The organism is Actinomadura geliboluensis, assembly GCF_043197915.1.
GTDB lineage: Bacteria > Actinomycetota > Actinomycetes > Streptosporangiales > Streptosporangiaceae > Spirillospora > Spirillospora geliboluensis.
On sequence record NZ_JBICUA010000002.1, the window covers coordinates 43,127 to 61,893 of the forward strand.

Genomic DNA, 18,767 nt, shown 5'->3' on the forward strand with positions numbered 1-18,767 from the left:
TGTCCGGGTGTGGCAGCGAGCTTGCCCCGCTCTTGATCACTCCCCGAGACTGGGAGACCGCCCCCCGAAGGAGAGCGTCCGAGCGTGCGTCGTCCCAAGCTTCCCGGCCTCCGCACCGTCGCGGGCCGAGTCCTGGCCCTGTCCGCCCTGGCGCTGGTGGCGCTCGGCGTCCTGGTCGCCGTGCTGACCGCCGGGGCCGGGCACGCCCGCGACGGGCTCCAGGCGCTCGGCCACCGGGAGGGCCCCATGGTCGTCGCCACCAGCGACATGTACCTCGCCCTCAGCGACATGGACGCGCACGTCACGAACGTGCTGCTGACCGGCGGCGAGGACGGCTGGCTGTGCGACCCCGAGGACGCGGCCGCCGCCTGCGAGCGGAGCGGGGAGCGGCAGGCGTACGACATCCGCCGCGAGGACGCGCAGCGGGCCGCGCTGCAGGCGGCCCTGCTCGCGCGGGACGAGCCGGGGCGGCAGCAGACCGTCCAGTCGGTGCTGGACGGCCTGCACACCTACGACCAGCACGTCCGGGCGGCGATGGAGGCCGGGCGGCGGCGGGCGGCCCCGACCGCCGCGCTGCCGCCGGACGGCGTCCGGCAGTACCGGGCGGCGACCGAGCTGATGACGCGGGACCTGCTGCCGAAGGCGTACAACCTCACGCTGGACGGCGCGGCGGACGTCGACACCGCCTACCGGGACGAGCACGCCGCCGTCGGCGCGGGCCGGTACCTGGTCCTCGGCGCCGGGGTCGCGCTGCTCGCCGCGCTGGGCGCCCTCCAGGTGTACTTGGCGCGGCGGTTCCGGCGGCTGCTGAGCCTGCCGCTCGCCGCCGCGCTCGCCGGGGCGCTGGTGCTGACGGTGTCGGGCGCGTCCTTGATGGCCACGGAGGCCGACCACCTGCGGGCGGCGAAGACGGCGGGCTTCGACCCCGTCCTCACCCTCACGCGCGCCCGTGCGATCGGGAAGGGCCTCGACACCGACCGGGCCCGCCAGCTCCTGGACCCGGACCAGGCCGACCGCTACGACCAGATGTACCTGGAGAAGTCCCAGACGATCCTCTACATCGGCGGCGCGACGAGCCTCGCCGCCTACTACCGCGAACTGGACGAACGCCTGGCCGGCACCAAGCGGACCGTCGACTTCGGCGGGTTCTACGGCACCCGCGCACGCACCGCCGCCGACACCCGCGCGCTCCTGGACAGCTACCGCAAGTACCAGGACCACGACCGGACCGTCCGGACCCTCGCCGAGAGTGGGCAGCGCGCCGCCGCCGTCCGCGCGCACCTGGACCCGCGGTGGACGCCCCTGCCCCACCCCGTGTTCCGGGCGCACGACCAGGAGCTGGACGCCCGGATCAGCCACCACGACTTCCTCCGCACCCGCCGTGTGGCCGACGGCGACCGGGCCGTGGAGCCGTGGGACTGGCTGCCGCCCATCGCGGCGCTGGCCCTCGCCGCCCTGATCGCGGCCGGCGTCTGGCCGCGCCTGTCGGAATACCGCTGACACCGAGAGACGGGAGCCCTCCGTGCACGCCGCCCGCAGCACGCTCACCCTCGCCGCCACGACCGCCCTGGCCGGGCTGGCCGTGCTGATCCTGGCGGCGACCGTGGTGGCGGCGCCGCTGGTGGGCGGCGCCGACGAGCAGCCGTCCATCACCGACCGGGACACCCTGGTCATCGGGGTCAACGACGACCGGCCCGGCCTTTCCCTGAGGGCCGGCGACGGCACGCTGAAGGGCTTCGACATCGATGTCGCGACCTACGTGGCCGGACGGCTGGGCGTCGCGCCGAAGGACCTGACCTTCAAGCCGCTGTCCTCCCAGCGGAACGAGCGGGAGAGAGCGCTGAGCGACGGCAAGGTCGACATGGTGATCGCGACGTACTCCATCACGCCCGAACGCAAGGCCGAGGTCACCTTCGCCGGGCCGTACTACGTCGCGCACCAGGACATCCTCGTCCGGCAGGGGGACCGCTCCATCAGCGGCGTGCGCGACCTGCGCGGCAAGCGGCTCTGCTGGGTCGATGGGTCCAACTCCTGGCGCCGGGTGACCGAGGAGCGCAAGGTTCCCGCCGTGCTCGATCCGAAGCCCGCGCCCTCCTACGCCAAGTGCGTCGAACAGTTGGCGGACGGAAAGCTGGACGCCGTCTCCACCGACGACCTGATCCTCGCCGGGTACGCGGCCGTGCCCGGCTCCGGCGTCACCGTGGTCAATGCGCCGTTCTCCGACGAGCGCTACGGCATCGGCCTGCGCAAGGGCGACGTGAACGGCTGCCGCGAGGTCAATCGGATCCTGACCGGCATGTACCAGAACGGCGCCGCCGAGACCCTCCTCGACCAGTGGTTCTCCACCTCCGGCCTCGACATCGCCATCACCGTCCCCCAGTTCGAGGGCTGCTCCTGAGAGCGCCGTCGCGATGACCGATCCCGGCCCCGACCCGCGGTTCGGGGAGCTGAGCGAGGCCGAGCGAGGGCTTCTTGAAGCCGTCGCCACCGGCGCGTGGGCCGACGTCCGAGACGGCGGGACGGACGCCGACCGGCGGGTGCGCGCCGCCCTGCTGGCCGAGCTGCTGACGGGCGAGCGGGCACCGGAGGGACGGCGGCCGAGGGCCCTGAAGCTGCGCGGCGCGCGCATCGCCGGTGCGCTCGACCTGGAGGCGACCGAGCTGAGGTGCCCGCTGCTGCTGGACGACTGCCGCTTCGACGAGCCGCTCGTCCTCAGTGAGGCGACCGCGCCGTCCGTGCGGCTGCCCGGATGCCGCGTCCCCGCGCTCCTCGCCGACCAACTGCGGACCGCCGGGAACCTGGAGCTGAACCGAGGCTTCACGGCCGAGCGGATCCATATCGCGGGCGCCGACATCGGTGGGACGCTCGATCTGAGCGATGCCGTCCTGCGCGCCCCAGGCACCCCTGCCCTGGCCGCCGATGGGCTCACGGTCGCGCGAGACATGGCCTGCCGGGGCCTCACCGTCCATGGCGAGGTGCACCTGCGCGGGGCCGCGATCGACGGCACCTTGTCCTTGGACGGAGCCCACTTGGACGCGCCCGGCGCCGCCGCGCTGGCCGCCGCCCGCCTCACGGTCGGCCACGACGCCTTCTGCAGCGACCTGTCCGCGAACGGGGAAGTGAGGCTCCCCGGGGCGCGCATCGGCGGCAGGCTCGATCTGACCCGCGCGCGCCTGGCCAATCCGGGTGCCGCCGCGCTCACCGCCGACCGCCTCGCCGTCGATGACGGTGTGCTGGCCGAGGGCCTGACGTCCGACGGGGAGATCCGGCTCACCGGCGCCCGCGTCGGCGGGACGCTGGTCCTGGCCGCCGCCCACCTGTCCAACCCGGGCGCGCGGGCGCTGAACGGCGAAGGGCTCGTCGTCGACCAGGACGTCCACGCGACCGGCGGCTTCCGGGCCGAGGGCGAGGTCCAGCTCGTCCGCGCCCGGATCGGCGGCGCGCTGAACCTCGACGACGCCGTCCTCGCCAACCCCGGCGACCAGGCGCTGACCGCCGACGCGCTCACCATCGAGCAGTCCGTGTACGGCCGGCGCTTGTCGGCCGAGGGGGAGGTCCGCCTCGTCGGGGCCAGGGTCGGCGGAGTGGCCGACTTCGGCGGAGCGCGGCTCAGCAACCCGGAACGCCGCGCGCTGTACGCGGTGCGGCTCAGCGTCGACGGTGACCTGATGTGCCGCAGAGGGTTCACCGCCGAAGGCGGGCTCCAGCTCTCCGGCGCGCGCGTGGGCGGCCACATCGAACTGACCGACGCCGTCCTCACCAGGCCCCGCCGCCAGGCGCTCGACCTGGGCTTCGCGACGGCGCAGGCGCTCATCCTCCTGCCCCGGCAGGCCCCCGAGGGGCTCATCAACCTCACCGGCACCCAGGTCGGAATCTACGAGGACGACCACCGGACATGGCCCGCCACCCTCCTGCTGCAGGGCTTCACCTACGACACCCTGACCGGCGACGCGGACGTCCGGTCGCGGCTGCGCTGGGCGTCCCGCCACCGCGGCGGCTACACCCCGGAGATCTACGACCAGCTCGCCGCCGCCTACCGGCGCACCGGCCACGAGGCGTCCGCCCGGCAGGTCGCCATCGCCAAGCAGTGGCAGCGCCGCACGGTGCTGAGGGCGCCCGGCAAGCTGGCGAACTGGCTGCTGTACCTGACCGTCGGCTACGGCTACCGGACCTGGCTCGCCGCCGTCTGGCTGGCCGCCCTCCTCGTGCTCGGCACCCAGGTCTTCGCCCCCGACCAGATGACGAAGACCGCGACGACCGCGCCGTCCTTCAGCGCCCTCGGCTACACCCTCGACGTGCTGCTGCCCATCGGAGACCTCGGCCAGCAGAAGGCATGGCAGCCCGGCGGTGCCGCCCAGTACTGGTCGTGGGCCTTCATCGCGGCCGGCTGGATCCTGGGCACCGCCGTGGTCGCGGGCCTGACCGGCGTCCTCAAACGCAACTGACGCGGAAGGCCCGCCCGGAAAAGCACAGGAAAGACGGGACCGGCCGTGGGTAGGGTCGCGTTCATGATCTTCGGACCGGCCGTGGACGTCCGCCCCCTGTTCCCGCGCGAGCGGCAGGCCATGCTCGACCTGCTCCGGGCCCTGACCCCGGCCGAGTGGGCCGCGCCGACGGTGTGCCCCGGCTGGGACGTCCATGACGTCGTCGGCCATGTCCTCAACGACTACATGCGCCGCCTGTCGGGCAGCCGCGACGGGTACGGCGGCGCGGTGTTCGCCGACGACGAGACGCTTCCCTCCCACCTGGCGCGCACCAACGACGAGTTCGTCCGGGCGTCCCGGCAGCTGAGCCCGCAGCTGATGATCGAGCTGCTGGACCACCTCGGACCGCGGCTCGACGCCATGTGGGCGACCCGAGACCTCCAGGCCGCCGCCGACCTGAACGTCTCCTGGGCCGCCGACGACGTCGGCAGCCCCGCCTGGCTGGACATCGGCCGCGAGTACACCGAGTTCTGGGTCCACCAGCAGCAGGTGCGCGACGCCGTCTCCGCTCCGGGCGCCGTAGAACCCGACCTCATGGCCCCGGTGCTGGACATATTCGCGCGGGGCCTGCCGCACGCCCTGCGAATGCACGACCGCCCCGAAGGCTGCACGGCTCACCTGGAAGTGACCGGCCCGGCGGGCGGACGGTGGACCGCGGCCCGGCAGGACGGACGATGGCGGATGGCCGAGCCCCACGGTGAGCCGTCCGCACACGTCTCCATGGACCAGGACGCCTTCTGGCGCCTGGCGACCCGAGGCATCACCGTGGAGCAGGCTCGCGAGCGCTCGACGGCGTCCGGCGACGCCGACCTCACCGCGTCCATCACGGCCCTGCTCGCGGTCATCGCCTAACCGGCCTTGGGGGTACGCATGCGCATCGGTGTGATCGGGCTGAGCAGAGGGCTGCACCTGGCGGGCTGGGCCCGGCGGCTCGGCATGGACGTGGTGGCCGCCTGCGACCGCGACGCCGCAAAGCGGGAGGCGGCCCGCCCAGACCTGCCCGGTGCGGTCCTCACCGAGCACTGGGAGGAACTGCTGGAGCATCGGGTGGACGGGATCGTCCTGGCCAACGACTTCGACGAGCACGCGCCGCTGGCCATCGCGTTCCTGGAGCGGGACGTGCACGTGCTGTCCGAGTGCGCGGCCTGCGTGAGCGAGGACGAGGGGCGGCGCCTTGTCGCGGCGGCCGAGCGGTCGGCGGCCACCTACTCCTTCGCCGAGAACTTCGTCGAGCACCCGCATGTCCGCCTGATCCGGCAGGCCGTCGAGGGCGGGGAACTGGGCCGGGTCAGCCTGATCGAGGCCGACTACCTGCACGGCATGGCGCCGGACGCCGTCACCGGGCTCATCGGCGATCCCGCGAGCTGGCGCAGCCGCATCGCCGCGACGGCGTACTGCACGCACACCGTGTCACCGGTGCTGGCCGTCACGGACGCCTGGCCCGTGGAGGTGGCGGCGTTCTCCGCGGACGAGGCCAACCCGCGCGACGCCGTCGTCATGACCGTCCGGCTGTCGACCGGTGCGCTGGCCATCACCCGCCACGGCTTCCTCCAGGGCGAGCCCGACAGCCACTGGAGCTGGTTGTCCGTCCGGGGCACGCGGGCGTTGGCCGAGTCCGTGCGGTCGGCGGGTGAACGCTCGTGGTCCGTCCGCGTCCGCGCGGAGGGCTGGACCAGAGGCACCGCCGCCGCGCACGAAGAGGAGCGGGTGCCGCAGCCCTTCGTCCTGAACGGCCAAGAGGTAGAGCGGCACGACGAGGGGACGGTACGCATCCTCCAGGGCTTCAAGGCGACCGTGGAGCGCGGTGAGCCCCCGCTGGTCCCCGTGCGGCCCGCAGTTGCCGCCTCCCTGGTCGGCGTCGCCGGCGCGGAGTCCCTGAAGAACGGCTCGCGACCGATGCCGGTCCCGGACTTCTCCCCGGAGTGACGACCGCGCTGAACGAAACCGCTACGCCTCGTCCTGCACTGGGTAACAGAAATCGCCGCTCTTGATGGACAGGACCAGCCGCTACAGAGCGGCCCGTCCGAACAAGAGGACGCGCCCGTCGGTCGTACTCCCGCGGTGACGTGGCAAGCCTCGGACCCGACGCTCCACGGCAGCGCCCATCCGGGCTCGACCAGACCGTATCCGGCGGCCGTGGTGCGGATCACTCGGGCGCGCGTTCGCGCCAGCCGATCCGCCGGCCGGTCAGCCGGAACAACGCGGTGGCCAGGAGCAGGTAGCCCGGACGAGCAGGACGGCGTCCGGCGTGGTCCGTTCGGCCGACCACCCCGCGTCGCGATCCTCTCCGAACAGCGTCACGCGGTTGACGGTCAGGAACGTCAGGTGCAGACCGATCGCACTCCACAGCGAGCCCGTGGTGATCCTGGCGGTGAGCAGCGCGGTCCCGAAGAACGTCAGCAGGATCAGGTACGACACGGCGTCCTCGCCGGGCGGAGCCAGCCCCGGCCGAGCGACCGGCCCCCCGAGCAACGCCGACACAGCCGCCTGAACGACGCCGGCGGCCCCGGGCGTGACCAGAAACAGTGCCAGCGTGCCGAAGAACGCCGCCCTCCGCCGGAACCGCGCGTTGAGGGTGCGGTACGCGTAGCCACGCAGGGTCAGCTCCTCCGGTAGCGCCTCCAACGCCAGCGCGATCACCGCGTTCAACGCGATGTAGGCGACAAGCCGGGGCCAGTCGAGCGCCCCCCAGCGAACCCAGCCCGTGACGGTGCCCAGCCCGAACATCACCGCGGCCGACCCCGCGCTGATCAACACGCCGGAGGTGAACGCGCGCATGCTCTCGGCGCGACCGGTCAGGCCCAGCCCGGCCAGGGGGAGCCGGTCGACGCGGCACCGCAGGAACACGATCAGCGGCACGGCGATGGCGCAGCACACCACGGCGGTCAGCACCTGCCGCCCGGTGCCGTCGAGCGCCAGACGCTCGTGTGCGATGTCACCCATCGCGCCCGCCGGGCCCAGTGCCAGGGCCTTCACGAGCATGCCGAGCACGGCCCGTCCGATCACACCGGGGGCGGAGCGCAGGGGGACGGGCTGCTGCTGCCGCTGGACGCCCAGACCCGCACGGCCAACGAGGTATGGGTCGCGTTCCTGTCAAGGTCGCTGGTGGACGCGGGCGCACGCCAACTCAGCGCCGAGGGCGACCGGTACTTGGCCGACCTGTTCCGCACCACCCTGCGCCACCTCGCCGAGGCGGGCCACCTCGCCCCCGCCGCCGACGTCGACCTGGAGGCCGACCGCCTGCGCGCCCTGTTCGACGGCCTCTGCCTGCAATCCGTCACCGCGCCCGACCGAATGCCTCCCGACCGCGTCCGCGCAATCTACGAACAGCACCTGAGCACCCTGATCCACCCCACCGCGCAGGGGAACGCCCCTAGGGGTTGCTGAATCTCATCAACACGACAGCCCGACGATCAGGGGCGTCGCCCGAACTCATCGACAAACGCTGCCGCTACAGGCGTACGAAACCACCCTCCTGCAGGGGCGAGGTTGGTCCGCATGTAGATGTTGTTTTGGGGGGACGGATGGCGAGGTTCGCTGCGGCAGTGAGCGGCCGAAAAAGCGGAAAAGCCTCCTCCGGAGAGGGGGCTTGCTTGCCGGGGGGACGGCTAGCGGTCGAGTTCGCCGGTCTTGATGCGGCCAAGGAGCCCGGCCATGGCGTCCCGTCCGAACTGGAGGACGGGGCCGTGGGGTTCGGTGCTGTCGCGGACGCCCACCATGGGGTTCAGGTCGGCCAGTTCGACGCAGGTGCCGCCCTCCTGGCTGCTGTAGCTGCTCTTGCGCCAGGTGGGGTGTGGTTCGTTGCCAGCCCGCGTCCGCCAAGACCCACGCCCCCTCGCATACCAATAACAAGATCCTTCTCAAACACGCACTGAAGGGGCCGGTGTTCGGTGTCGATCGCAGCGTCTAGTTTTCTTGCCCGTGCTCGAGGTAGCGGGTGGTGCTGTCGTGGTGGGCAGCGTGGGCATGGACGAGGCGGCGGGCCAGGCGGGGGATCGTCAGGTCGTGGATCTGGGTGATGTCGTGGAAGCGGTAGCCGACGAGTTCGTCCGGGTCGAGGCGGATGGCGTTGAGGTGCTCAGGGGTAAGGGTGCCGCCGTCGAAGAGGAAGAGGACCTTGTCGCCTTCGCTGTCGTTCGGGGCCCAGTCGGCGACCAGGAGCCGGCCGATCGGTGGACTGATGCCGAGTTCTTCGGTGACTTCGCGCGCCGCGGCTTGGCGGGGAGTCTCGCCGTGTTCGACGTAGCCGCCGGGGATGTCGCGGTAGTCCTTGTACGAGGGGTCGACCAGCATGACGCGGTCGTGGTCGTCGAAGAAGAGGACACCTGCTGCCGCGCGGGCGCGGGTGAAACTCGCTGCCGGGTCATCAGTCACAGCAGTGAGGGTAGGAGATCGAGCTAGATGATGTTCATGCGGCGGGCGAGATCAGCCAGAGGGCGGCTGCGTCGGCCGGTGGTGGTGTCGCGGAGCTGGTGGACGAGCTGGCGGCTCATGACGTGGGCGTGGACCTGTTCGGCGGCGCGGCGTTCGGCGATGAGGAGTTCGCCAATGGCCTCGTCGATCTTGTTGCGGGCGCGGTAGGCGTTGACGACTTCGAGGCTGTGCCGGACGGCGCGCTCGGCGGGCAGGCCCGCGGTGTCGATCCCTGGGATGAGGTCGAGTGCGGTGGGGACGTCGCCGAGCGCCATGGCGGTGGTGACGCGGTGGATGCGCACGTTGGTGGGGCCGAAGGCGGTCCACAGGTGGTTGGCGTCGGCACCGAGCTCTTCGGCGATCCGTTCGGCACGAGCGAGGTAGTCACTGGCGACGGAGCGGTTGCCGGCTCGGGCGGCTGCGACGGCGCCGGGGAGCAGCAGAGTGCCGTGGATTGACAGCAGTGTGGGTGAGCGGTGCGCGTGCTGGCGTTCGAGGTATCCGGATGCGGTCTGGGCCATGGCGGCGGCTTCGTCGAGGCGGCCCTGGGACTGCAGGGCATGGATGACCGAGCGGAACAGGGATCCGATGACGGTGGGATCGGCGGTGCGTTCGGCCACAGTGAGTCCGCGTTGGGCGGCGATCCAGGCGAGGTCGGTCTCGCCGAGTTTGGTGAGGATCATCGCCGCGGATTGGTTGGCCAGCGCGGCGAGCCGGTCCGCTTCGGGCTGATGCTGAGCCTCTGCCTCTCGGGTGGCGAGGTGGGTTTGGGCGAGCAGTGCCGGCAATCGGCCCAGCATCTGTGCGTAGCGCGATTGCTGGTAGGCGGTCATTACCTCGGCGACGTCCCGGCGAAGGAAGTCCAGGCGAGGCGCCTCTGGCTCCGCGTCCAGGGCGGCCAGCAGCGGCGATAGCTGCCGGTAGTCGGTGAGCGCGGAGCGGACCGGACCGACGTCGAGGGCGGACGGCTCTGCGCGGGGTGGCCTGCTCGGCTGTGGACCGATGATGTCGAAGACCGAGATGCGCAGGGCGTCGGCGAGGGCTCGTATGACCGAGAGCCGGTCCAGTGGTGCGCGGTCGTTCTCGATCTTGCTGAGCCAGTCCTCGGTGCGTCCGACCAGGCCGGCCAGGACCTCTTGCGGGATGCCGCGGCGGACGCGGTGCCAGGCCACGCGTTGCCCGGGTGACAGGTCTTGCCAGTGATCGCTCATCACGGATCTCCGCCGAGTGACCCCGGATTTTCTTTCCGGGTGGTGGCCCTTCAGCGGTTCTAACTTCTTGGCGATCGTGCCGCAACAGGTTCGGCCAAGGGCGACTTCGGAGGTGGGCACCGTGACGATGACCATGCTGTGGCCCGCCATCACATCGGTTGGTGATGCTGCCCGTCTGGTGCACACGGCCGGGAAGTACGTCGGCGATGTCCTACGTAAACGAGCGCAGAGATCGTTCAGTCGGCCCCTTGCGGCTCACCGCGCTGAGGGCTCGGTGCCAGAGCTTGCCGACGGTGAGAAGCCGTTGGTGTCGGTGGTCGTCTCGGTGCGCGGGAACGCGAACGCGCTGCAAGGCTTGTTGACCGCACTGGCACAACAGAGCTTCGTCGGAAGCAGGTCTGCCGGCCTCGAAGTAGTCGTCGTGGACAACAGCCAGCGGGGCCATTGCGAGGGCCCCGCGTTGGCGGCCTGCTCGTGGCCGTTCCCTGTGCGGGTGTTCCACGAACCGCGGCCGGGTTTGAGCCGGGGACGCAACCGCGGCATCCAGGCTTCGCGGGGCCGTTACGTGGTGCTGACCGATGCCGACATCCGTCCGCGCCCAGGCTGGCTGCAGGCGCTTGTGGCGGCGGCCGGCCAGCATGACGCCGCAGTCGTGGGCGGTCGGACGGTGACGTCCTATCCCGAGGGGACGGCGCTCACGATGGGCTGGGTTGCGGCCCGTCCGCTTGCCGAATGCCACGGCCCGCTGGACTGGCCCGAGAAGCCGAGCGACTACGGCTGGCCGTATTGGATCGTCGGCGCGAACCTCCTCGTCAACCGGCACGTATTTGCCCAGCTCGGGCTCCTGCGTACCGACCTGGGGCGTCGCGGTCGGCTGCCACTCGATTGCGAGGACCTGGAGTTCGCCGATCGGGTGTGGCAGGCGGGCCTTCGCGTGGTGATCGAGCCGAAGGCGGTTGTGGACCACCCGGTGGGCCGCGCACAGACACGTCCGGGGTGGTTCGTCCTTCAGGGCGCCTGCCACGGGCTCTGTGTTGCCCGCATGCGCACGACCGTGCGTGTCCCAGCGCCCGCTATCCGTGCGGGGTTCTCCGACATCGTCGACGTCCTGGCGCTGCTTGCAGCTGCCTGGGCCTTCCTGGACGACGTGCAGCTTGTGGTGGCGCTTCGCGACGCCGCCCGGATCTGCACCTATCACCTCGAACGCGTCCGGCTCGGACTTACCAGCCGGACGCTGCTCCCACTCAGCTCCACCGATCCGGAGGGATGCACATGAACGTGATCATCGGCACCGGCCTGCCGCCCGCCGACCATGCGCTCGAAGTGGTCGAGCGCAAAGGCGCTGGGCACCCCGACACGCTGGCCGATGGCGTGGCCGAAGCTGTCTCGCGATCCTACAGCCGCTACTGCCTGGACGAGTTCGGCGCGATCTTGCACCACAACGCCGACAAGACCGCGCTGCTCGGCGGCGCCGCGGACGTCCGGTTCGGCCACGGCGAACTGACAGCGCCGATCACCGCGCTGGTCAACGGCCGCTTCACCGCAGCGCTCGGCGACGCCGCCATTCCGGTTGAGGCGATCATTGAGGCGGCGGTCCGCGAGTACCTGGCGGACGCGCTCCCGCGTTTGGACGTCACCCGTGACCTGGTGTTGCGGCCCCGAGTGACCCAGGCGTCCAGCCCGGGCGCGGTGCTGGGCGAGACCGACGCCCAGCAGGCAGGGCGGCGGTTCTGGTTCGCGCCCAGGAGCCTAGACGACCTCGCTGAGCGGACGAGGTTGTTCGCCAACGACACCTCCGCCGGCGTCGGCTACGCACCGTCCGGGATCGCCGAGCAGGTCGCGATCGCCGTCGAGGCGGAGCTGACCGGCTCCCAGCAGGCCTGTCCGCAGCCGTGGCTGGGGACCGACGTCAAGATCATGGTGGTGCGGCACGGCAACCAGGTTCATGTGACTGCGTGCGTGCCGCAGATCGCCGAGTACACCCCTGATCTGTCTACCTACGTCGGACGGCGCGCGCGGCTACGCGAGTTGATCGCCGAGATCGCGGAGGAGACCGCCCCGCACTGCGTTATCGAGGCTGCCGTCAACACCCGCGACAACGATGAGCGGCAGGAGCTGTACCTGACGGCGATCGGCTCGTCGCTGGAATCGGGTGACGAGGGCGTGGTCGGCCGCGGCAACCGGACCAACGGAGTGATCTCGATGCTGCGCCCTTGGTCCGCCGAAGGGGTGTCGGGCAAAAACCCCGTCTATCACGTCGGCAAGCTCTACAACCTCGCTGCCCAGCAGGCCGCCGAACGCCTCCACGCCGAAACCGGCCGAACGGTCGCGGTGGCCCTGGTATCGCAGTCCGGCCGCGATCTCGACGACCCATGGCAAACGGTCGTGCAGACCTCCAGCGAGGAGCCGCTGAGCGAACCGCTCGTCCGCAAAGTGATCGCCGAAGTCGTGACCGACCTGGACTCGCTGCGTGCCCGGCTGCTGGTCGGCGACCTCGCGACGGCTTGAGCGGAGGCAGGCCAACCATGCTCATCCACAATGCAGAACCACTCACTTTCCCGGCGTGCCTGAACCCGGCGACCGTGAGCGGCCTTTCGTTCGAGCAGGTCGCTCGGCTGGCCGCCGCTAGCGGGATCACTATGATCGAGGCATCGATCCAGCAGGTCGTGGCGTACGGGCCGACCCGGGCCGCCGACCTGCTCGACGAACTCGGCATCCGGGTCGCAGCCGCGTGCGGACTTCTGCCGGACGGTCCCGTGCTGCCCCATCCGCTTCTCATCAACTCACCCACCTTTGTGGACGCGGTGGACGGTCTGGAGACCCGGCTGGAAGTGTTTGGTGCGATCGGCTGCCGGGTTGCCACGATCGTGCTCAACCCGCGGACCGACCTGGACGGCCCTTTCGCCCACGACCTCGCCGTCGAACGGCTTGGGATGCTCGGTGCTGCCTGCGCGGAGCACGGGCTGACGCTCGCCGTCGAGTTGGTCGGCGTCCAGGCCGGCCTCCCGCCATCCCTGGACGGGCGTAGTCCGTTCATCACCGGCCTACAGGGGCTCGTGCAGCTTCTCGACGCCGTGGGCGGCGGCACTGCGGCGGCACTGGGGGTGTGCGTGGATTCGTTCCACTGGGCGGCGGCTGGCGCCGACTCCGTGCAGCTGACCGGCCTCGTGCCGTCGAGAATCGCGCACGTCCAGGTCGCCGACACGCCCGCCGCCGTGACGCCCGAATGCTGGACCGACGAGATGCGGCTGTTCCCCGGCGACGGCGCCCTGCCCTGGCCGGAATTCCTTCACGCACTGACCGACGCCGGATACGCCGGGCCGTTGTCGGTTGAGCTGTTCAACCCCTCGCTGCGCCGGCTGCCGGATCACCTGATCGCTCAGCGTGCCCTGAGTGCGGTCACTGACGTTCAGGGCAGGCCATGAAACCCACGCCGGACGGACACCGGGACGCCACTGTGAAGCGGCGGGCGTGGCGGGTCGCGGTGGTCGGATGCGGCGGCGCCGCGTACGGCATTCACCTGCCCGTCCTATCCGCCCTTCCGGCCGTGGAGATCGCGGCCGTCTACGACCGGGAGATCGGACGCGCCGAACAGGCCGTCTCCCAATTCGGGGGTCGAGTGGCTGCGAGCACCGCCGAGCTGATCGAGGGCGCCGATCTGCTCGCCGTACTCACCGGTGTCCACGAACCCTGGATCGAGCTGGCTCTCGCCGTCGGCGTCCATGTGTTCACCGAGAAGCCGGTGAGCCTGGACCTCGACTGCACGCGCCAGCTCCGCCGCCAGGCCGACGCCGCCGGTCTGCTGCTGGAAGTGGGCGTCGTCCGGGCATTCGACAGCGCTGTTGCGGAGCTCAGGCGCGAGCTACCCGAGCACGAGCTTCGAGGCGGCTGGATGGTCAAGGCCGACGGGCACGACGCGGCCGCACGCCGACCCTTTCTCCCACCGGGCGTGTCGCCCTACACCTTCGGCACCGACCGGGAACCGCAGACTCCCGCGGTACTCGGTCCAGCCGGTGGACGCGCCTTGAAGATCTTGCTGTGGCAGGGATACCACCTCCTGACCACCATGGCGCTGACCGTCCCGAACGCCCGGCCTGTCTCCTGCACCCTCAGCCAGGACCGCACCACCGTCCACGGCATCGTCCGTGCGCCGAACGAGGCAACGATCGCGTGCACGATCGGGTCGGCTTCTTCCGGCGTCCACCTCGATCACGTAACGCTCACCGGCTCGGACACGACCCTCACTGCCGAATTCCCGCCCCCATACGGGCCAGCAGATAGAGGAACCTTGTTCGCCCACGGTGCGCGGCGACGACTGCTCCCTGCCCGAGGCGACGACCTCCCCGCACGGCAAATGTGGTCGGCCATCGTCGACCGCCTCACCGCGCATAGCCGACAACGAGCAATTCCCACAGGCACGGGTCACATCGCCGAGGCCGTCGAACAGCTCGCCTACGGCCTGGCCCGCTTCACCACCGTGAACGGACCCGCATCGAGCACCGGAGAGTCCGTCCCCCTGAACTCGGAGCAACCATGAACGACACCAAACCATGGCGTGTGGGGATCGTCGGAGCCGGTCGAATCGTCCGCACCGGGCATCTACCGGCCTACGCCCAAGGCCGTGTCCCAGTCAGGGCGATCTGCAGCCAGACCCGGACTACGGCCACCCACCTGGCCCAGCAGTTCAGAACCGAGTTTCCCGGCCTCCGCGTGCACGACAGCGTGCGGGAGTTGGCCGCCGACCCGGACGTCGAGCTGATCGACATCGCTACCCGGCCCGACGGCCGCCTGGACCTGATCCGCGAGCTACTGCCCTACGGCAAACCGCTCCTGGTGCAGAAGCCGATCGCCTACAACCCCGACGAGGCGAACACCATTGCCCGAGAGGCGGCCGACGCAGGCGTCCAAATCGCGGTCAACCAGAACCTGCGCTGGGCGCCGGCCCATCGTCGGCTCCTCAGCTGGATCCGCGCCGGCGAACTCGGAAACCTGGCTCACCTGGCGCACGTCCACCACTTCAACGAGGACATCGACACCTGGTTCACGCGCCACCCCGGCTACCTGTTTCTCGACCACGGACTGCACTACCTCGATCTCGCACGCCAGATCGCTGGCACAGAGCCGGTCGCCGTCTCCGCCCGAGCTGGCTGCCTTCCCCGCCAGACCGCCCAGTGTCCGCTCTCCTACAGCATCATGCTCGCGTTCGACAGCCCGTTGGTCGCCTCGCTCACCCTGCACAACCAGACACGCGCTCCGCAGGCCTGGTCGAGCTCCTGGTACGTCAACGGAGACAAGGCCGACGCCACTGCTACCTACGCCACCGCAACCCTGCACACCGCCTCCGGCTCCGTCACCCATGCCCCCAGCGGCGAGTGGGTACCCGATGGCGTCCTCGGTGCCTACACCGCCTTCACCGCGGCTTTGGACGACGCAACGCTGCCCGAGCACGACCTGGCGGACCATCTGCGGACGCTCGCCCTGGCTTCCGCCGCGCTCGTATCGGCGAACGACCAAGGTGCCTGGCAGGACGTCCCTCCGACGTATGTGAGGAGCGGGCGATGACAGGACCGACGATCCTCGCGATCGAGGGGCCTCCCGGCGCTGGCAAGACGACACTGCTCGGCGCCCTCGTCCCCGCCCTCCTGGACCGAGCCCTGTTCTTCCCGGAGCCCAACATCAAGGCCCGCCCCGTAGGTTCCACCAGACCGCAGATAACCACCGCGTCCGAAACGCTCTGGTACCTACGGCAGGAGAAGTGCCGCGCCCAGGCCCTACGCCGAACCGGCAGCACGGCGCAGCACGCCGACCCGCTCACGGACGCCCATATGGTCGTGTGCGACCGCAATCACCTGGGGGTCCTGGCCTACACCTGGGCCGCGCGCAGAAGCGACGGCCTCCCCTACGCCAAAGCCGTCGCCTACTACCAGCGACACATCGCCCCGCTCTACACCGAAGCCGACCAGCGAACGGTGATCCTCCAGGTGAGCGTCGGCGCAAGCCTCGAACGCCGCGGCGGCCTCCCAAGCCACCCACGTTGGCGGCAGTGGTACGACCGCGGCCTGCTGGAGCGACTGGCCGAGTTCTACATCGACAAAGCGCCTGCGCTGTGCCCGCACCCGCCACTCATCATCCAGACCGATCCACTCACTCCGGAAACCGTTCTCTCCCTCGTCGCTGAAGAACTCAGCACTCACGGAGCCACTCTTCACGTCACCCCGACCGCCGCTCCACCTCAGCCGGCTGTGGATGACCGATTCACCGATCAGCACGCCGCGCTCGGCGGCACCGCTGCGCTCGGCGAGCCCATCACCGCCGCCTTCGCCTACCGCGGCGGCCTCATGCAGATGTTCCAGCTCGCCAGCCTCTTCCGCTCCGACGGCCACACCCGCCTGTGGGACCCCTACCAGGTCCTCGAATCCCACACCGCCGACCTCCACGAACACCGACTCATGGGAGTGCCCTCATGACCAGCAGCCGCCCATGCGTGCTCGGCATCAACTTCGGCCACGACGGCGGCGCGGCACTCCTCACCCCTGACTGCATGGTGGCCATCGGCGAGGAACGGCTGAACCGCCACCGCTACAGCAACGGATGGCTCAACGCCGTCATGTACTGCCTGCGCGCCACCAACCTCGCTCTGGCCGACGTCGACCTCATCGTCGCCAGCTCCTACGGCCGCACTCCCGCCAAGCCGGCCGACACCGGATTCGACCTCCTCGGCATCCCCCTGGGACGAATCACCACCGTCGACCACCACCTGTCACACGCCTACACCGCCTTCTGCCTCAGCCCCTACCAGCGGGCCACGATCCTGGTCACCGACGGCGGCGGCAACAACACCGACACCGAAACCTTCTACATCGCCGACTCCGACGGCATCACCCGGCTCGGCGGCAACGACACCGGCCGCCCCAGAGCAGGCGGGATCGGCCCCACCTACGAGGCCTTCACTGAATACCTGGGCTGGTCACCCCAAGAAGCCGGGAAGACGATGGCGCTTGCCTCCTACGGAGATCCACGCACGTACACGGTCCCGCTGTTCGACCTCGACGGCACCCAGGTCCACAGCCGGCTCACCTCCACCCACGCCACCGGCGTCGCCGACCTAGCCGCGCGCACGAACTCCGACTTCGGCCCACCAGACAGCAAGGGACACGACCAGCGAGGCATCAACGCCGCCGCCTACCTCCAACACCACACAGAACAGGTCCTCACCGAACTGGCGGAGAAGCTCATCGCCACAACGGGCATCGGCAACCTCTGCCTCGCCGGCGGCGTCGCCCTGAACTGCGTCGCCAACGACCGCCTCCGCCGCCTACCTTCCGTCACCGGCCTCTTCATCCCGCCGCCGGCGTCCGACCGCGGCCAAGCCCTCGGCTGCGCCCTGTACGGACTGCACCGCCTCACCGGCGAACTCCCACGCTGCCCCTTGACCGACGACTCATTCGGACGCACCTACGACGACTACGACATCGAGCTCGCCCTCAAACGCGACCCACGCTCCGGCCTCGTCGAGCGAACCGTCGCTCCCTTCACCTGGCGGCGCGACGATGACATTGCCGCCACTGCGGCCCAGCTGCTCGCCGACGGCAAACTCATCGGCTGGTTTCAAGGTGGCAGCGAACTCGGGCCCCGCGCGCTCGGCCACCGGTCCATCCTCGCCGACCCTCGCAGCACGCAGGGCCGAGACGCGCTCAACCATCGCATCAAGCACCGCGAGCCCTTCCGTCCGTTCGCCCCGGCGATCCTCGAAGACGATGGCTCCGACTGGTTCGACCTCGACGGCACCCGATCGCCGTTCATGCTTCTCGCCCCGACCGTCCAACCGGAGCACGCCAAGCTCATTCCAGGAGTCGTACACATCGACGGCACCGCACGTGTTCAAACCGTCGATTCGAACGCCAATCAGCGCTTCGCATCCCTGATCGACAACTTCGGGACGATCACCGGAGTGCCCATCGTACTGAACACCTCCTTCAACGACCGCGAACCCATCGTCGAAACCCCGGCCGACGCCCTAGCCACCTTCCAAGACACCGACCTGGACGCCCTGTGCATCGGCGACTTCCTCGTCGAAAAGCTGCGCTGACCAGCCGTAAGAGGGAGTCGATCGCCGAGGGTCTGCCACCATGGAATCCATGACGGAAGCCCGGACACGCGACGCTGCCCGCGTGATCGTCATCGACGAGGACGACCGCGTACTCCTCTTGCGCTACGACGAAGGCCACATCTTCTGGGCTGTCCCCGGAGGGGCTCTGGAGCCCGGCGAGACCCACGCCGCCGCGGCCGTCCGGGAGATGCACGAGGAACTCGGCCTTGAGCAAGCCCCCATCGGACCCCAACTCGCCACCCGCACGTCGACTCACCTGGTCTTCGGCGAGCAGGTCAAGCAGGTCGAAAAGTACTTCATCGTCCGCGTCCATTCACAGCATGTCCGCCCAGCCGAAGCCACCCAGACCGACAACATCCGCGCCTGGCGGTGGTGGGAGCTGGACGAGCTCACCCATACCGAGCAGACCGTCTACCCGATCGGCCTTGCCGCTCTCATCGCTCGCTATCTAACGGAAGGAACACCGGTTGATCCGGTCTCGCTTCCGGCTTAGATGTTGTGCTTTCGGGGGACGGATGGCGAGGGTTCGCTGTGCCACTGAGCGGCCGA

The 18,767-nt window shown here is 70.3% G+C and carries 18 protein-coding genes; 14 read left to right on the forward strand and 4 right to left on the reverse strand.

Translation table 11 applies throughout. The features are described 5' to 3' along the window. Positions 1-84: 84 nt before the first annotated feature. From ACGFI1_RS05765 to ACGFI1_RS05785, 5 genes are all read left to right on the forward strand, one after another. Entirely contained in the window at positions 85-1,500 is a 1,416-nt protein-coding gene (locus ACGFI1_RS05765) for a hypothetical protein (RefSeq protein ID WP_392783424.1), read from the forward strand. Positions 1,501-1,522: 22 nt separating this feature from the next. Next, positions 1,523-2,398: a glutamate ABC transporter substrate-binding protein gene (locus ACGFI1_RS05770; protein WP_392783427.1), complete on the forward strand. Its 876-nt coding sequence runs from the start codon at positions 1,523-1,525 to the stop codon at positions 2,396-2,398. 13 nt (positions 2,399-2,411) lie between these two features. Continuing rightward, the gene (locus ACGFI1_RS05775) at positions 2,412-4,445 is read left to right on the forward strand and encodes a hypothetical protein (protein WP_392783430.1); all 2,034 of its coding nucleotides are present in this window, start codon (positions 2,412-2,414) and stop codon (positions 4,443-4,445) included. Between the two features lie 63 nt (positions 4,446-4,508). Beyond that, on the forward strand, positions 4,509-5,336 hold the full coding sequence (locus ACGFI1_RS05780) for a maleylpyruvate isomerase family mycothiol-dependent enzyme (protein ID WP_392783434.1): 828 nt from the start codon (positions 4,509-4,511) through the stop codon (positions 5,334-5,336). Positions 5,337-5,354: 18 nt separating this feature from the next. Beyond that, positions 5,355-6,410 (forward strand): Gfo/Idh/MocA family protein, encoded by a 1,056-nt coding sequence (locus tag ACGFI1_RS05785; protein WP_392783438.1) that lies wholly within the window; start codon positions 5,355-5,357, stop codon positions 6,408-6,410. Positions 6,411-6,671: 261 nt separating this feature from the next. Here ACGFI1_RS05785 and ACGFI1_RS05790 read toward each other — a convergent pair whose 3' ends face one another. Then, positions 6,672-7,427: a CPBP family glutamic-type intramembrane protease gene (locus ACGFI1_RS05790; protein ID WP_392783441.1), complete on the reverse strand. Its 756-nt coding sequence runs from the start codon at positions 7,425-7,427 to the stop codon at positions 6,672-6,674. Here ACGFI1_RS05790 and ACGFI1_RS05795 point away from each other — a divergent pair. Further along, positions 7,410-7,871, forward strand: a complete 462-nt coding sequence (locus tag ACGFI1_RS05795; protein WP_392783444.1) for a TetR family transcriptional regulator C-terminal domain-containing protein — start codon at positions 7,410-7,412, stop codon at positions 7,869-7,871. The two genes, ACGFI1_RS05790 and ACGFI1_RS05795, sit on opposite strands and share 18 nt — an antisense overlap. 221 nt (positions 7,872-8,092) lie before the next feature. Here ACGFI1_RS05795 and ACGFI1_RS05800 read toward each other — a convergent pair whose 3' ends face one another. The 3 genes from ACGFI1_RS05800 to ACGFI1_RS05810 form a co-directional block, all read right to left on the reverse strand. Continuing rightward, positions 8,093-8,221, reverse strand: a complete 129-nt coding sequence (locus ACGFI1_RS05800; RefSeq protein ID WP_392784543.1) for a DUF397 domain-containing protein — start codon at positions 8,219-8,221, stop codon at positions 8,093-8,095. Positions 8,222-8,390: 169 nt separating this feature from the next. Next, positions 8,391-8,858, reverse strand: a complete 468-nt coding sequence (locus tag ACGFI1_RS05805) for an NUDIX hydrolase (protein WP_364546785.1) — start codon at positions 8,856-8,858, stop codon at positions 8,391-8,393. 23 nt (positions 8,859-8,881) lie between these two features. Beyond that, positions 8,882-10,243: a helix-turn-helix domain-containing protein gene (locus tag ACGFI1_RS05810; RefSeq protein WP_392783447.1), complete on the reverse strand. Its 1,362-nt coding sequence runs from the start codon at positions 10,241-10,243 to the stop codon at positions 8,882-8,884. Between ACGFI1_RS05810 and ACGFI1_RS05815 the strand changes: the two genes are divergently transcribed. From ACGFI1_RS05815 to ACGFI1_RS05850, 8 genes are read left to right on the forward strand one after another with little or no spacing between them, the layout of a single operon-like run. Then, complete coding sequence (locus ACGFI1_RS05815; protein ID WP_392784545.1) at positions 10,236-11,384, forward strand: glycosyltransferase family 2 protein; 1,149 nt, start codon at positions 10,236-10,238, stop codon at positions 11,382-11,384. The genes ACGFI1_RS05810 and ACGFI1_RS05815 overlap by 8 nt on opposite strands. Continuing rightward, positions 11,381-12,616, forward strand: coding sequence for a methionine adenosyltransferase (locus ACGFI1_RS05820; protein ID WP_392733177.1), 1,236 nt, complete (start codon positions 11,381-11,383; stop codon positions 12,614-12,616). Before ACGFI1_RS05815 ends, ACGFI1_RS05820 begins: the two co-directional genes overlap by 4 nt. 17 nt (positions 12,617-12,633) lie before the next feature. Beyond that, positions 12,634-13,533: a sugar phosphate isomerase/epimerase family protein gene (locus ACGFI1_RS05825; RefSeq protein ID WP_392783451.1), complete on the forward strand. Its 900-nt coding sequence runs from the start codon at positions 12,634-12,636 to the stop codon at positions 13,531-13,533. After that, on the forward strand, positions 13,530-14,645 hold the full coding sequence (locus ACGFI1_RS05830) for a Gfo/Idh/MocA family protein (protein ID WP_392783454.1): 1,116 nt from the start codon (positions 13,530-13,532) through the stop codon (positions 14,643-14,645). Before ACGFI1_RS05825 ends, ACGFI1_RS05830 begins: the two co-directional genes overlap by 4 nt. Next, positions 14,642-15,670 carry a Gfo/Idh/MocA family protein gene (locus ACGFI1_RS05835; RefSeq protein WP_392733175.1) on the forward strand — a complete coding sequence of 343 codons (1,029 nt, stop codon included), beginning with the start codon at positions 14,642-14,644 and terminating at the stop codon, positions 15,668-15,670. The genes ACGFI1_RS05830 and ACGFI1_RS05835 overlap by 4 nt, the downstream gene beginning before the upstream one ends. Continuing rightward, positions 15,667-16,575: a hypothetical protein gene (locus ACGFI1_RS05840; RefSeq protein ID WP_392783457.1), complete on the forward strand. Its 909-nt coding sequence runs from the start codon at positions 15,667-15,669 to the stop codon at positions 16,573-16,575. The genes ACGFI1_RS05835 and ACGFI1_RS05840 overlap by 4 nt, the downstream gene beginning before the upstream one ends. Further along, entirely contained in the window at positions 16,572-18,197 is a 1,626-nt protein-coding gene (locus ACGFI1_RS05845) for a carbamoyltransferase family protein (protein WP_392783460.1), read from the forward strand. Before ACGFI1_RS05840 ends, ACGFI1_RS05845 begins: the two co-directional genes overlap by 4 nt. A gap of 49 nt (positions 18,198-18,246) precedes the next feature. Beyond that, positions 18,247-18,711, forward strand: coding sequence for an NUDIX hydrolase (locus ACGFI1_RS05850; RefSeq protein WP_392783463.1), 465 nt, complete (start codon positions 18,247-18,249; stop codon positions 18,709-18,711). Positions 18,712-18,767 lie beyond the last annotated feature (56 nt).

Coding starts and splice junctions, on each gene's coding strand:
- ACGFI1_RS05790 (WP_392783441.1), bottom strand. CDS start 7,427: ATGGGTGACATCGCACACGAGCGTCTGGCGCTCGACGGCACCGGGCGG.
- ACGFI1_RS05850 (WP_392783463.1), top strand. CDS start 18,247: ATGACGGAAGCCCGGACACGCGACGCTGCCCGCGTGATCGTCATCGAC.
- ACGFI1_RS05845 (WP_392783460.1), top strand. CDS start 16,572: ATGACCAGCAGCCGCCCATGCGTGCTCGGCATCAACTTCGGCCACGAC.
- ACGFI1_RS05815 (WP_392784545.1), top strand. CDS start 10,236: ATGACCATGCTGTGGCCCGCCATCACATCGGTTGGTGATGCTGCCCGT.
- ACGFI1_RS05825 (WP_392783451.1), top strand. CDS start 12,634: ATGCTCATCCACAATGCAGAACCACTCACTTTCCCGGCGTGCCTGAAC.
- ACGFI1_RS05775 (WP_392783430.1), top strand. CDS start 2,412: ATGACCGATCCCGGCCCCGACCCGCGGTTCGGGGAGCTGAGCGAGGCC.
- ACGFI1_RS05810 (WP_392783447.1), bottom strand. CDS start 10,243: ATGGTCATCGTCACGGTGCCCACCTCCGAAGTCGCCCTTGGCCGAACC.
- ACGFI1_RS05840 (WP_392783457.1), top strand. CDS start 15,667: ATGACAGGACCGACGATCCTCGCGATCGAGGGGCCTCCCGGCGCTGGC.
- ACGFI1_RS05780 (WP_392783434.1), top strand. CDS start 4,509: ATGATCTTCGGACCGGCCGTGGACGTCCGCCCCCTGTTCCCGCGCGAG.
- ACGFI1_RS05820 (WP_392733177.1), top strand. CDS start 11,381: ATGAACGTGATCATCGGCACCGGCCTGCCGCCCGCCGACCATGCGCTC.
- ACGFI1_RS05830 (WP_392783454.1), top strand. CDS start 13,530: ATGAAACCCACGCCGGACGGACACCGGGACGCCACTGTGAAGCGGCGG.
- ACGFI1_RS05835 (WP_392733175.1), top strand. CDS start 14,642: ATGAACGACACCAAACCATGGCGTGTGGGGATCGTCGGAGCCGGTCGA.
- ACGFI1_RS05785 (WP_392783438.1), top strand. CDS start 5,355: ATGCGCATCGGTGTGATCGGGCTGAGCAGAGGGCTGCACCTGGCGGGC.